This is a genomic window from Thermoactinomyces intermedius, from assembly GCF_013912365.1.
Lineage (GTDB): Bacteria > Bacillota > Bacilli > Thermoactinomycetales > Thermoactinomycetaceae > Thermoactinomyces > Thermoactinomyces intermedius.
Window position 1 is genome coordinate 85,646 of record NZ_JACETT010000014.1, and the last position, 12,883, is coordinate 98,528.

Here is a 12,883-nt window from a genome sequence, read left to right on the forward strand (position 1 = left end):
CGGATTAATCCGGACGCTTTTTTTTGGGAAGACTGTAAATGGCGGAACGGATCGCTTCCACAAACGATTGAAAACGGGGAGTAGGCTCTTTTCTTCCGTGGCTCAAATCTTTGAAAAGCTCCGAACGCATGCCCCGGGTCAGTTCGATTTGCAGTCCTTTGCCCCGGGCTCCGCGATTGACGATGTTTTTCGGGTCCTTCCCTTGCAGATGGCCGGGGGTGGCACCGACCGGAAAGGATGCCTCCAACAGGTGAAACCGGGTTTTTTTCAACAACTCCTCATCCCGGCCGCCGAGGTAAACGAAAGGCTTGTCGCCTTTGGTTCCGTGAACCGCGATCACACCGGAGGCACGTGCCACCAGATGCAAGGCGCGCGGTTCGTCAAAGCGGATGGAAGTAATGTGGAGATCCCGGTTATTTTTCCTTTTTTCCCCGCTGAAATCATAAAAGCTCCACCTTTTACCGGCGATGGCCCGGGCAATTTCGCTGGTGCCGGCTTCAATCCTCCCGCCGTGAATGGCTAAAATCACGATGTCGGGAAGTGCATACTGAATGTGAATCGTATAGTCTTTTCCGATTTGCTCATGAGCCGACAGTTCTTTAAAATTCGCGTACTTATCCATTTTTAAAAGGATTCTCCTTTGGAACGAAAAAGATTTAAATCGTAATATTTACGATTTACATAGATGTCTAAGGAGGTTATAATGATAAAGATCTGTGAACGAATTTTGTCTGGAGAAGGTGATCCAAAACATGAAACACCTGAAAAGCGCCGTGTGCTGGATCCTTTTCACGGTCCTTGCGCTCACGGGCTGTTCGGCGGTTTCCCCGGAAAAGGCCAAGCAGCCGGGGGATAAAATACAGGTCTATACCAGTATATACCCGCTTTACGATTTTGCGAAAAAAATCGGCGGCGAGCATGCGGCGGTGACCAATCTGGTTCCCCCGGGGGTAGAGCCGCATGACTTTGAATTCACAGCACGTGATATGAGCAAGATGAGTGAAGCGGATTTATTTGTTTATAACGGCGGCGGGTTTGAACCGTGGATCGAGCGGGTCAGCCGGATGTTAAATCCGGAGAAAACCAAAATCGTGGAAGCATCCAAGTCGATTTCCCTGCTCCGCGATGATCGACACGAGGGACAAACTGATCCGCATGTGTGGCTGGATCCGATGTTGGCGAAAAAGCAGGCATCGGCCATTTTGGATGCCTTCATTCAGCTGGATCCCCAACACCAGAAGGACTATGAAAAAAATTATAAAGCGTTGGCCGCCGGGCTGGATCAACTGGACCGGGAATACCGGGACATGACGGAGAAAGCCGCCAAAAAGGAGTTTGCCGTTTCCCATGCCTCGTTTTCCTATCTGGCGAAGCGTTACGGACTGACGCAAATTGCCGTTTCCGGACTGAGTCCTTCCGACGAACCGAGCCCCAAAGAACTTCAACAAGTGGTGGAACAAGTCAAATCCCGTGACATTGATGTGATTTTCTTTGAAACCCTGGTCAGCAACCGGATCGCCAATGTGGTGAAAAAGGAAGCCAAAGCCGAAGTTTTGGTGTTAAACCCGCTGGAAGGATTGACGGAACAGGAAATGAAGCAAGGGAAGGATTATTTTAGTGTGATGCGTGAAAATAAGGAAAACCTTGCAAAAGCATTGGGGGTTTCTTCAACAGATGAAAACACCTCTGATTGAAATTGAGCATTTACATTATGCCTATGCGGAACAACCCGTGCTGGAAAATATCGATTTGACTGTGGAGGAAGGGGAATTCCTCGGCATCGTGGGGCCGAACGGATCAGGCAAATCGACCTTGATCCGGTGCCTGCTCGGCTTTTTAAAAACCCGGCAGGGACGCATCCGGGTAAGAGGCGAGGAAGTCTCCAAACTGCAAGACCGGCTGCGTGTCGGTTACGTTTCCCAAAAAGCGAACAGCTTCCATTCGATGTTTCCCGCCACGGTGAAAGAAGTGGTTCAATCCGGCTTGTATGGGAAACGGGGATTGTTCCGACGGTTGAAAAAAGAACATATCGAACAGGTGGAAAAAGCCATCGATCTGGTCGGTTTGACGTCCGTTCAGAACAGGAGCATCGGCAAGTTGTCCGGCGGTCAGCAGCAACGGGCTTTCATTGCCAGGGCATTGGTGGCTGAACCGGAGCTTCTTGTATTGGACGAGCCCACCGTGGGAGTGGATGAAAAAACAACCGGACAGTTTTATGATTTGTTAAACCGGCTTCACCGGGAAGAGGGTTTGACCTTGCTGATGGTGAATCACGATCTTCAAGCGGTGTCCGGGTTGGCGGATCAGGTTGCCTGCCTTAACCGGCGCTTGATCTTTCACGGCGATCCCGGGGAGTTTCAACAACGACGGCAGGAAATTTTGAGCAAAGCCTATCAATACGAACTGATGGGCGTCTGACCAGAGAAAGACAGGGAGGGAAGAGCTTTTTTCTATGATGATGGAGATCTTGCAATATGAATGGATGCAGAACGCGTTTTATGCCGGAATCATCATCGGGTTCATTTCACCGCTTGTCGGCGTGTTTTTGGTGGTCCGGCGCATGTCTTTGATTGCCGATGCGTTGTCCCATATCACACTGTCGGGGGTGGCGGCCGGAATGCTGTTGCAAAAAGAGCTGCCGCTTTTTTATGCGGTCAACCCGCTTTATGTCGGCATGGCTTTTGCTGTCACCGGTTCGGTTTTGGTGGAACAAATCCGCCGTTTGTACAAATCCTTTGAAGAGATCGCCATCCCGATTTTGTTGTCGGGCGGAATCGGATTGGGTGTTGTGCTCATCAGTGCGGCGGACGGTTTCAATGTCGATATCGCCGGGTATTTGTTCGGGAATATCCTGGCCGTCACCCGTGAGGAATTGGGCTTTATGGCAGCCATCGGGGGAATCGTGGTCTTATTCATCCTGATCTTTTACAAAGAAATGTTTGCCCTTGCCTTTGATGAGGAACATGCCGTTTTAACAGGCATCCCCCGCAAAACTTTGCACTTTTTATTTTTGGTGATCGTGGCGCTTGTGATTACGGCTTCCATCCGGGTGGTCGGGATTTTATTGGTCTCCGCCCTCATGACCCTTCCGGTGGCCGCCGGGTTGCAGTTGGCAAAAAGCTTTAAACAAGCGCTGTTTTGGTCGGTGCTTTTTTCGGAGTTGGCCGTTTTCAGCGGACTGGTTTCCGCCTATTATCTGGACTGGGCTTCGGGTGGAACCATTGTCCTCGTTTCGCTTATCATTTGGCTTTTTATTTTGTGTTTCAAAAAAATGACGAGGAAAACGGGAAGAATTTATTATAAAATAAAGGGAAAGTAATGGTGGAAAATAGGAGAGAGAGGGATGGATTTAAAACAAGCATTGGAAGTGCTGAAAAAAAATGGATATAAATACACCGGCAAGCGGGAAACCATGATGCATATATTTTGGGAAGAAGGACGCTATTTAACAGCCAAAGAAGTGTTGGACCAAATGCAGGAAGATTTTCCCGGGCTCAGTTTTGACACCGTGTACCGGAACCTTTCCCTTTTTGAACGGTTGGGCATCATCGAAGGAACGGAATGGGGCGGGGAAAGGCGGTATCGTTTTCACTGTGACCGGGATTCACACCATCATCATATCATTTGCACGGAGTGCGGACGGACCCGTGCCATCCAGCTTTGCCCGATGCATTCCATTTTGGGGGAGCCGGAAAACTTCGCCATTACCGGACACAAGTTCGAGATTTACGGGATTTGTTCCGATTGCGGAGGAGAGCAGACAACACAATAGAGAGAAATGGGATGGGTTGGGACTTGCAAGAAAAGGCAGGTCCTTTTTTGCAAGGGCGGTCCACAAAGGAGGTGAAGTCCGGAATGGATCATGAAACGTATATGAAAGAAGCGCTGGCCGAAGCGAAAAAAGCGGGAGAAATTGGCGAAGTCCCGATCGGGGCGGTGATTGTCAAAGACGGGGAAGTGATCGGACGCGGATACAATCTCAGGGAAACGGGAAACGACCCGACCGCCCATGCGGAAATGATCGCCATTCGCGAGGCCGCCGCGAAAACGGGAAGCTGGCGGTTAAATGATTGCACCTTGTACGTCACCTTGGAGCCGTGCCCCATGTGTGCCGGCGCCATCATCCAAGCACGCATCGACACCGTGGTCTACGGGACAGAAGATCCGAAAGCCGGATGTGCCGGAACCTTGATGAACATCCTTCAGGACGGGCGGTTCAATCACCAAACCGAAATGATCACCGGAGTCATGAAAGAAGAATGCAGCACCATCCTGACTTCTTTCTTCAAAGAACTCCGCCGCCGGAAAAAAGAACAAAAAATGCAGGAAAAATCCTGATTGCCGCTCATATCCACAAAACTCACGGCAATTCCTCTTTCTCTTTTTCCCTTGACAGACATCCATTTCTCCTGTACAATATACAACTGTATGATCAGGATATCATCTTGGAGAGGTGTCCGAGTGGTTTAAGGAGGCGGTCTCGAAAACCGCTGTACGGGCTTCCCGTACCGTGGGTTCGAATCCCACCCTCTCCGCCAAAATCAAGGACTTTCGCAATTAGCGAAATCAAGAAAAAAGGAGGTTTGCAAACATTTTGCAAACCTCCGATTATTTTCCCCCAAATAAGTGGTCGTCCAGTTTCTGGGCGGCCTCTTTTTGCATGTTTGGTAAAACGTGTGAATAGAGGTCCATTGTGATGGTAATTGTCGAATGGCCTAGGCGTTCAGATACGATTTTCGGGTGTTCCCCTTGCTGGAGGAGGAGCGTTGCGTGAGTATGTCTCAGATCATGAAAACGGATCGGTGGCAAATTATGTTTGCGAACCAGGCGGCCAAAATCTCGGGATACATAGTCGAGATTGTAAGGCGATCCGTCATCTTTGCAAAATATCAAGTCGTGGTCCTGGTATGCGGGGCCCAGGGCAAGTTTATTTGCAGCCTGTTCTTTCTTTATTCGTTTTAGCATGTTTACAATAGAACCAGATACAGCTACAGATCGGCGGCTCCCGTCCGTTTTTGCCGCATCACGGAACGCGAAACCGTCACTTTTTGTCCGGTACAGGGTTTGTCTTACGCTGATTACTTGGTTCTCAAAATCAACGTCACTCCATCGGAGGGCGAACAGCTCCCCTCGTCTCATTCCGGTATTGACCGCAAAAAATATAGGCTCGTACAACTTAGAGCCCTCCGCCGCTTTTAGCAGCTGGAGAACTTCATCTCGCGTTAGTACCGTTAGTTGTTTCCGCTTTGGTTTTGGCGGTGATACAGCCCTTACCGGGTTAACAGCAATAACTTGCCACTTTACGGCTTGCTCCAGGGCTTCGTGCAAGACCCTGTGATGGTGATAGACGGATCGGGCTGATAAGCCGCCTTTTCCATCCGTCCTCCCGCTGCTCAGCTTCTCAGAGTAATATCTTTGGATATGAAGTGGTTTTAGTTTATCGAGCGTCATTTTACCTAAAGACGGGATCAGATGCCTGGTTATTATATATTCGTAACCTTCATAGGTCCGGGGCGCGCAGTTGGTCTTCGCATAATCCTCAAGCCAACGTTTCAGGTATTCCTCAAGCGTGATTTTCGCCGGTTCTATGAGCCCCCCTTGATTCAGCTCGTGAATCTTTGCGGCCATTGCGCGCTCGGCTTCTCTTTTTGTTTTGAAACCAGAGAACCATTTTTGCCTTCTCTGTCCTGTTTTCGGATCCCGGCCAATATCCAGGACGAAACACCATTTAGAACCGCGTTTACGAATGTGACCCTTCATCCGAATCCCCCTTTAAGCCTTCTATGATGGCGTCAACATGTGCAAGCAAGGGCCGAACCAGATGATCCGGCAATGGGTTCCCCTCATCATCCGTTAACAAACCTCTTTCCAAGACGGCTTTAAGGGCTTCTATTTTTAAAGGACGCACGATCTCCGCCCAGGGCAGAACCGTTACCAGTAAATCAAGTTTTTCGTCTTCTTTAAGGCATTTCAGCAACTCTTCAGGGTGGGATTGCATCATTTCCAGATATTTTCTATAAGTTTCCCCATTCTCTCCCCTGTTTTCTAATTCCTTGATGATTAAATCTTTATTGGGCGAGATGACCCACTTAATAATCGTTTCTAATGCGGAGTCAAAGCCTCCCAGATCTTTGACTTTTGACGATACATCGTCGGCCAAATCATCGAGGCTGCTGATATACCGATACAGCCCCATCTCCTCTTTTAGGTCCTTTGGAATTTTCTCAACATATCCTTTTATAATAAGGCGTTGCGGATCGCCTCCGGTTACTTCGGCAAGCACCCTTGAAATTTCTTCAGATGGGGCGGGCCTTTTTCCTAATCGTAGTTTGCTGATATAAGTGGGGTGAATCTGGACTCCTTTTTTCGCGCACTCTTTTGAAATCTGTTCTAGAGTTTTACCGGATTGTTTAATGTAGTGTTGCAACAATTCAGCATAAGTCATTGTTTATCCCTCCTTTCTTTCTTTAATAATTACCATCGAATGATTATATTTTATTCTAGACAATATTGTCAATATCAACAAGACAAAATACCATCTAGACAAAAAAGTCTTGACACTGAAATAGAGACGCGATATACTTGCCGTAGACAAAAAGTCTAGAGTGAAAAAGCCCGAGAGATAAGGCTTTTCGCCTTAAAAAAAGCTGTTGACAAGATTGTCTAGACGAAATTATAATTGAGCCAGACAAGTCAGTCATAGTAGAGAGGTGAGACCAAATGAGGAAAAATCGGATTAGGGAATTCCGAAAGCAGCGCGGTTTAACGCAATATGAGCTTGCGCTCATGTTCAGGGATCCTGTGCATCCCACCTATATATCCCGGTGGGAGCGAGGGGTATCGGCCCCGACGGTGGATCACCTTTTAGAACTAGCTAGGATTTTCCAGGTCCGGCCCGACGAGATTTACATTATAGACTGACAGTCTGGCTGTAGAAAGCGCAGGAAATCCAATTGAAAAAACTCTAAACCAAAACTGCCCCTTGGCTTTTGCCGAGGGGTTTATTTATTGGAGGGATACATCATGAGCAGACCAGTTATTTTCTATGCACCGCACGCAGATGATGAGACGTTGAACATGGGGATCACCATCGCTGAGCATGTAGCAGCCGGCAGGGATACTCATGTGGTTCTGATGACGCATGGTCGCCAATCCGGGGCCCTTAACGTAATCAATGGAACACATGTCAATGGCGGATACTTCTGGGAGATCAAGCACGACCCGGAGTTTGAGGGGTATAAACCGTTGACAGTTGAGCAATTTGCGGAAGCCCGGATGGAGGAGTTTTATAATGCTCTCCGGCAACTTGGTGTACCAGCTGAAAATCAGCATATTGAATATCTTGATGATCCGAACAGCGACGGCGGGGAGAATGTGACAGTGAATGAAGCCAAAAGTGTAATCCAAAAATATATCAACCTGTTCCCTGATGCTGACCACTATACCTTGAGTTATCACGATATTCACTCGGATCATGCGGCATGTGGACAAGCTTTGCAGGATCTCTATGATGAAGGGGCAATTCAATATTATGTCCGCTTTATCATCAGTATGGCCACAAGGGATGACTATGAATCCCGTGGCGCTTCGATTCCTGGTGGCGGTTGGAAAGATACTCCGACGGATAACACTATCAAGCAACGTGTCATCAATGCTTGCCGGTGTTATGCTGCCTGGTCTCCGAGGCTCGGTGCATATGCGATCGGATATCATTCAGTCAGCCGTCAATTTGATAAATTCTTGGCCGATCCGTTCCATTATCTCCATATGCCTGGGCAATAATTAAAATCCCTCTCCGGTTATGGAGAGGGATTTTTTTTATCTTAATGGGGTGGAGTCATTTGACGGATGTGTAGTTTGGGGTTTCAGCTTTCACGAGAAAACCCCCTCGGCTTTTGCTTCTACCAAGGGGGTTAAATTTTCTTATTAAACTCTTCCTGTGTGGTTTTCAGTTGTCTTTTAAGTATTTGCCTCCATCTTCCCGGCGGGATTTCTCCCGAACCTTTGGAAACCTTTGTTCTCAATATGGTCCCATCTTCCAAGATCTTGCGGTAAAAGTAGTGATCCGTGTCTTTATAAAGCTCCCAACCGTCCCGCTCGCAGTACCTTTTAAGCTCCTTCCATTTCGGCATCGAGCAAAGCAGCAACTTCCTGGATGTTGTTCTGATTCAAGACGTGAAGGACATACGGGAAGTGTTTCTTGCGGTTCGGAGCTACATAATAGAGTTGAAAATCTTCCATGTATTCTTTAGCGTATTCGATCAAATCACAGGCCACTTCTTTCTTTAACTCCTTAAGGTTTGGCGCGTCGCAAACAATATCAATTTCCTCTAAGTAGCCACAATAAGCGCCGGTCTCATCCACTTCATATTTCAAGGTAAACCGGTAACGGCTTAATACATCCTTTAACTGCTGATCATTAATCAACCATGCATGGTCCCGATTTTTCCGGATCGGCTGCGGCTTCTGACGAACGACCGAATCAAACACAGAGGACCAGTTTCTCCTAACTTCCGTCGCCAATAAAGCCTGCATAAGCATTTCCCCTTTCACCTCCTATTGTACACCTTGTTCATAGTGTACGCAATAGAACATGAAATGATACGGCCTAATTTTTCCACAAGAAATAAGCCGAGGATTTCAAGCAATTCCCCGACTTGCAAGGATTTCTTTGGCTCGTTTTGCGTAGTGCTCTGTTGTGCCGGCGATCTCAGCGAGTTTCCGACGGCCCGGCAGCTTCTCACCCGATTGGACGATCTCCAGGGCTTTGGTTAACGTTTTTTCTAAACCGGGTGATTTGTCGTCCCCCATTAAATCCTCCAGGTCTCCCAGTGGGAGATTATCATCTCCCGGTTTTGGGATATCCGGGTGATCTTCTTCGATTACTTCTCCCGGCTCATCTCCCACTGGGATATCGTCCGGGATATTTTCTCCTGATTGGTCTCCCACTGGGATATCGTCCGGGTGATCGCCCCCCGGTTCTTCTACCGATGGGAGATCCTCTTCACCCACTGAGATATTTTCGTCTCCCGGCTCCGTTTCGTTCCCATCCACACAATCTTTTCCATCTGGTTCAACCTCAGGCGTTATGATGGTTTCTCCCGGTTCTCCCAGCTGGTCACCCGCGGGATATACGCTTTCTCCCAGCGGGAGATTGTCGTCCGGCTCCTCTTCCTCCGGGATATACATTTCTCCCATCTGGGAGATTCTCGTCACCCGGTGGTCTCCCATTTCTCCCATCTGGGAGATTCCCGTCACCCGATGATCTCCCATTTCTCCCATCTGGTTGGATTCCGGCCCCGGATTATATCCCAGTGCCTGGCCAAATAATTCCGGGTTTCGTTCCATCCAAGAAATCATGATTTTCAGAAGAAGCAAAGCCGCCACCGTACAGATACCCAGGGCTACGCCCTCCGCATCGTCAGCCTTAATCGCCGGGCGGATGTTGGACCAGGTGGTAAAACCAAGCCCGAAGATAAAACAAATCCAAGGGGGCCAGCCACGGCCCCCGGATTCCGTCAAAACAATTACTGAAAGCACAAACACCATGTCTAGCGAAATGAAGCCCACGTGATACAAGCTTTCAAACGGAAGGACCATCAGGTCATGAAATAGTTCCAAGGCGTGAGCATACGACATGGCCACGTTACACAACAACACCAGGTAGGCGCCATACCGGGCAAAAACGAAGAAATTGAATCTCATTCGCCCTCACCATCTTTCCCGGTGGATCCGGCAAGCGCCTTTGCTTCATAGTAGCGTAAGCGTAGCTCCACATCAGATTTTAACCACTTGTCGCGTTCTTTCTTGGTCATCTGGTCCAAAGCTTCTGGATTTTCGCGCAAATATTTGATATGATCAGCTTCGAGCCGGTCTCGGTAGTCATAAACGACCGGTTCAGCTTTCCGAGATCGGGATGGGGTTTCTTGGGCGGAGTCCTTCCCGATCTCTTTTAGTTCGATCACGTGCCGTTTCAGCCGCAAATAATCCTCCAAACGCTTCGGGCGTTCCCACGTCTCAATGACTTTCTTGGCCAATTCCACAGGTTTCATGACGTGTGTAAACTCCTCATCCTTGTAGCCTCCAATCCATTCCGCCTCGTTAACGTATTTTCTCGTGCCATCCAAGAAATGCGGCTCCCCATCGAAGACATCCAATTCAAAAGTCTCATGGTCGTCGCTGTACTGGACGACTACCGTATACATTTTAAGATTTGTTCTGACTTTGAATCTGGTCAGCATTTCAAAACCCCCTCTTTCGAAATTTCGATTGCCAATTTCGTTGTCTCTCCCCAGGGATTTTGAGGCCTTCCCCGGTAGGGGAGAGGGGCCAAACCCCTGTCGTTGCGTGGGTTAGCATTTTCTAGCTACCCCTTTCTAAAAAGCGATAGGGGAGAGGTCTTACACCCCCTCCCTACCGGTTTCTGATGTCATTTATTCCTGCTTCACAGCCAGTAACGGCGTATGCCGGCTGTAGGCGTTTAGCAGTAACCCCAGTTCCTGCATAATCCGCCCCGGCTTTCCAGACAGAATAATCAGTGTTTCCCGTTTCGCGTTTTTCTGATACAATAGCAATATCCCCTTTGTATGGGAGTAGTCTCCCATTCTCTTGTAAGTTAAAGCGCGCCCCCCCTGTTATGGCTTCTGGCCTTCAGGGGGATTCTTCGTTTTTAAATGGCTTTCAATAACCAACTTACAATCCTCTGCTGTGCCTTCATGGACTAACAACTGACCCTCCGGGCTGTAGACTCGAAGTCTCCCGTTTCCCAGGTACACCAACCGGTAGCTTTTGTAATGAAGCTCCTCACCTTTTTGGATCCGGCGTTTGGGCATAGGACTCACCTCCTTTACGGGGAGATAAGGAGCGGTTAGAGCCACCCTTCCCGTTGTAAAAAATCCTCCTCCCAGTTTTGCTCGAGCGTTTTTTGATCGGGTGTTTCCCAGCGCTTGTAAAAACGCCGGATGCATAACCTCTTCTCTCCGTCTTTGTATATATAGATAAACGCCGCTGTGCTAAAAGCGTACTCTTCGAGCACTACTCCGTAACTGACTGTCGGGTTCAATTTACTTTGGAACTCAAAATCGTATTTCTCCTCAACCTCTTCGGGCTCGCTCAGTTCTGCCGTCTTTCTCCAGCAAGTTTTACCATAGGGTTTTTCATCCCACCAATACACATTTTTAACGAACCGTCCGCATCTTGCGCAAATAGCCATGTTATCAACTCCCCCTTAACAAGAATATTTAGTCATATAAGACTGACTGTCTGTCTAAAATCAGTATATTCGTGTTATTACAATCAAGTCAAGACTTTTTTGTCTAAAAACCCCGTGCACAGTGTAGACGATGTGAACAATACAAAACATCTACCCCCTAATAGAGCGTATAGAGGGTATTTGAGAGGTCATTTTACCTCTCTAACTCCTCTAATCCCCCTATCTCTTGACAACTTTATTTAACCGTTCACACTGTATACACTGTTCACGTAATAAAAGAGAATATAGATAATATAAGGACTGGAGGGTGTGAACGGTTTTAATTTTTGGCGTGAACAATGTGAACGATGGAAAATTTTAGGTGTGAACAGTTCCGAAAAACTGTTCACGGTAATTGTTCACGGTCTTTCACGCTGCAAACCAATTGCAAACATATTGCAAACGAACATTAGCAACATGGAGGGGTACCCAGGCATAGAAATGTACAAAATCGCCGTTTTTTGGACGTATCAGGCACATATAAACATTAAAAAACGGGTGTCGTCGAACTCGAAAACCGTTGTGCGGGTATTCCCCGTACCGTGGTTTCGAATCCCACCCTCTCCGCCAAACGCCAAGAGCTTCGCAACAGCGGAGCTCTTTTTTTGTTTTGCTTTCAAAATGGACAAGACAGACAGTATAGGATTGAAGGATACTTTCTTAGTTGTTAACATAGAGTGCGATTTTTTACAGGTGATTTCATTTCCTCCTTTCAGGTGACCTTTGGCTCGCCTCTTTTTTTGGTGAATATATAAAAGTAAAGGGGATTCCTTCTGACGAATCCCCTTTACACAGCATTACTTGTTTTTTTTCTTCACCCAATAAATAATGGCCCCAATGATGACAATGCCAAATACAAACATCAATGTCTGGTACAGAAGAGTAGCGATACTAAATATTTTAACCAACTCCTGTTGATTTTGTTATGGTGGAGTATATTGAAATTTTACGGTACAGTATATCCATAGTGAATATTGATGTCTTTAGAGTAAACGGTTCCGACTCCCTGAACAAATACAACCCATTTACCTGTTCCTCCACCTTTTACCATAGTGGTTCTTGAGCCGCTTGTTGGAGTACAATAAGCATATTTTTGGTCCCACCCAAGAGAAAAAGTCACACCTGTATGTGTTGTCCAAGCACGGCAGCTTGTAATTATTTTATTACTATTCCAAGTAATATCGGCATAAAGATTAATTTTTGAGAATCCAAACGATACAGATCTTACTTGAGTTGTTCCTAACGCAAGGGTACTAAATGAAGAGTCTTCGATTATTGGGTTTTCAGCGTCCTTATTGATTTTTGTAAAGAATTTATCAGCTGCCTCAACACTATCAAATTTAATGACTTCTGTTCCTTGAGGGATATTAGTTGCGGGTTCTAAATTGTATTTTTGAAAGAGTTGTTCTAGTGTTAGGCTTTCCCCAGTGCTCGGCAAGTTTGTTACTAGTTCATCTCCATCAACTACCTCATATGTACTGTCCAGCTCTGCATCACTCATTTTAATTCCTGCTGCATGGCTGTAAGAAGGAATGAAAGAGCTAATTGTTAGTGTTAGTAATGTGAATAACATAAAAATTTTTTTCATATATTAAGCTCCTTTACACTTAATTAATTCTATTATCACTAGAT

The 12,883-nt window shown here is 47.1% G+C and carries 15 protein-coding genes and 1 tRNA gene; 8 read left to right on the forward strand and 8 right to left on the reverse strand.

Going from position 1 to position 12,883, the window contains the following annotated elements; genetic code table 11:
• Positions 1-4 precede the first annotated feature (4 nt).
• Positions 5-622 carry a poly-gamma-glutamate hydrolase family protein gene (locus tag H1R82_RS03830; RefSeq protein WP_181733000.1) on the reverse strand — a complete coding sequence of 206 codons (618 nt, stop codon included), beginning with the start codon at positions 620-622 and terminating at the stop codon, positions 5-7.
• A 130-nt stretch (positions 623-752) separates the two neighbouring features.
• Here H1R82_RS03830 and H1R82_RS03835 point away from each other — a divergent pair, with 130 nt between their 5' ends.
• The 6 genes from H1R82_RS03835 to H1R82_RS03860 all read left to right on the forward strand — a co-directional run bounded on the left by H1R82_RS03835 (position 753) and on the right by H1R82_RS03860 (position 4,538).
• Entirely contained in the window at positions 753-1,694 is a 942-nt protein-coding gene (locus H1R82_RS03835) for a metal ABC transporter substrate-binding protein (RefSeq protein WP_181733001.1), read from the forward strand.
• A complete protein-coding gene (locus H1R82_RS03840) occupies positions 1,675-2,418 on the forward strand; it encodes a metal ABC transporter ATP-binding protein (RefSeq protein ID WP_181733002.1) in 744 nt (247 codons plus the stop codon). The genes H1R82_RS03835 and H1R82_RS03840 overlap by 20 nt, the downstream gene beginning before the upstream one ends.
• Positions 2,419-2,452: 34 nt before the next feature.
• A complete protein-coding gene (locus H1R82_RS03845) occupies positions 2,453-3,319 on the forward strand; it encodes a metal ABC transporter permease (RefSeq protein ID WP_181733003.1) in 867 nt (288 codons plus the stop codon).
• Between the two features lie 24 nt (positions 3,320-3,343).
• Positions 3,344-3,772 carry a Fur family transcriptional regulator gene (locus tag H1R82_RS03850; RefSeq protein ID WP_037996594.1) on the forward strand — a complete coding sequence of 143 codons (429 nt, stop codon included), beginning with the start codon at positions 3,344-3,346 and terminating at the stop codon, positions 3,770-3,772.
• 83 nt (positions 3,773-3,855) lie between these two features.
• The gene (tadA, locus tag H1R82_RS03855) at positions 3,856-4,338 is read left to right on the forward strand and encodes a tRNA adenosine(34) deaminase TadA (protein ID WP_037996612.1); all 483 of its coding nucleotides are present in this window, start codon (positions 3,856-3,858) and stop codon (positions 4,336-4,338) included.
• A gap of 109 nt (positions 4,339-4,447) precedes the next feature.
• Positions 4,448-4,538, forward strand: a tRNA-Ser gene (locus H1R82_RS03860).
• 70 nt (positions 4,539-4,608) lie between these two features.
• On the opposite strand, the gene H1R82_RS03865 is transcribed toward H1R82_RS03860, so the two are convergent.
• Together H1R82_RS03865 and H1R82_RS03870 are read right to left on the reverse strand one after the other, a co-directional pair.
• Positions 4,609-5,760 (reverse strand): site-specific integrase, encoded by a 1,152-nt coding sequence (locus H1R82_RS03865; protein WP_181733004.1) that lies wholly within the window; start codon positions 5,758-5,760, stop codon positions 4,609-4,611.
• Entirely contained in the window at positions 5,741-6,445 is a 705-nt protein-coding gene (locus H1R82_RS03870; RefSeq protein WP_181733005.1) for a hypothetical protein, read from the reverse strand. The genes H1R82_RS03865 and H1R82_RS03870 overlap by 20 nt, the downstream gene beginning before the upstream one ends.
• Before the next feature lie 275 nt (positions 6,446-6,720).
• Here H1R82_RS03870 and H1R82_RS14900 point away from each other — a divergent pair, with 275 nt between their 5' ends.
• Positions 6,721-6,921 carry a helix-turn-helix transcriptional regulator gene (locus H1R82_RS14900; protein WP_181733006.1) on the forward strand — a complete coding sequence of 67 codons (201 nt, stop codon included), beginning with the start codon at positions 6,721-6,723 and terminating at the stop codon, positions 6,919-6,921.
• A 102-nt stretch (positions 6,922-7,023) separates the two neighbouring features.
• A complete protein-coding gene (locus H1R82_RS03880; RefSeq protein ID WP_181821606.1) occupies positions 7,024-7,782 on the forward strand; it encodes a PIG-L deacetylase family protein in 759 nt (252 codons plus the stop codon).
• 327 nt (positions 7,783-8,109) lie between these two features.
• Here the strand turns inward: H1R82_RS03880 and H1R82_RS03885 are convergent, their stop codons facing one another.
• The 5 genes from H1R82_RS03885 to H1R82_RS03905 form a co-directional block, all read right to left on the reverse strand.
• Positions 8,110-8,535 (reverse strand): RelB antitoxin-like protein, encoded by a 426-nt coding sequence (locus H1R82_RS03885; RefSeq protein WP_181732908.1) that lies wholly within the window; start codon positions 8,533-8,535, stop codon positions 8,110-8,112.
• 105 nt (positions 8,536-8,640) lie between these two features.
• Positions 8,641-9,705, reverse strand: coding sequence for an ICP22 family protein (locus H1R82_RS03890; protein WP_181732909.1), 1,065 nt, complete (start codon positions 9,703-9,705; stop codon positions 8,641-8,643).
• The gene (locus H1R82_RS03895; RefSeq protein WP_181732910.1) at positions 9,702-10,241 is read right to left on the reverse strand and encodes an HMG-box domain-containing protein; all 540 of its coding nucleotides are present in this window, start codon (positions 10,239-10,241) and stop codon (positions 9,702-9,704) included. Before H1R82_RS03895 ends, H1R82_RS03890 begins: the two co-directional genes overlap by 4 nt.
• Positions 10,242-10,867: 626 nt before the next feature.
• Positions 10,868-11,212: a hypothetical protein gene (locus tag H1R82_RS03900; RefSeq protein WP_181732911.1), complete on the reverse strand. Its 345-nt coding sequence runs from the start codon at positions 11,210-11,212 to the stop codon at positions 10,868-10,870.
• 985 nt (positions 11,213-12,197) lie between these two features.
• Positions 12,198-12,839 carry an RNA-binding protein gene (locus H1R82_RS03905; RefSeq protein ID WP_037996597.1) on the reverse strand — a complete coding sequence of 214 codons (642 nt, stop codon included), beginning with the start codon at positions 12,837-12,839 and terminating at the stop codon, positions 12,198-12,200.
• Between the last annotated feature and the right edge of the window lie 44 nt (positions 12,840-12,883).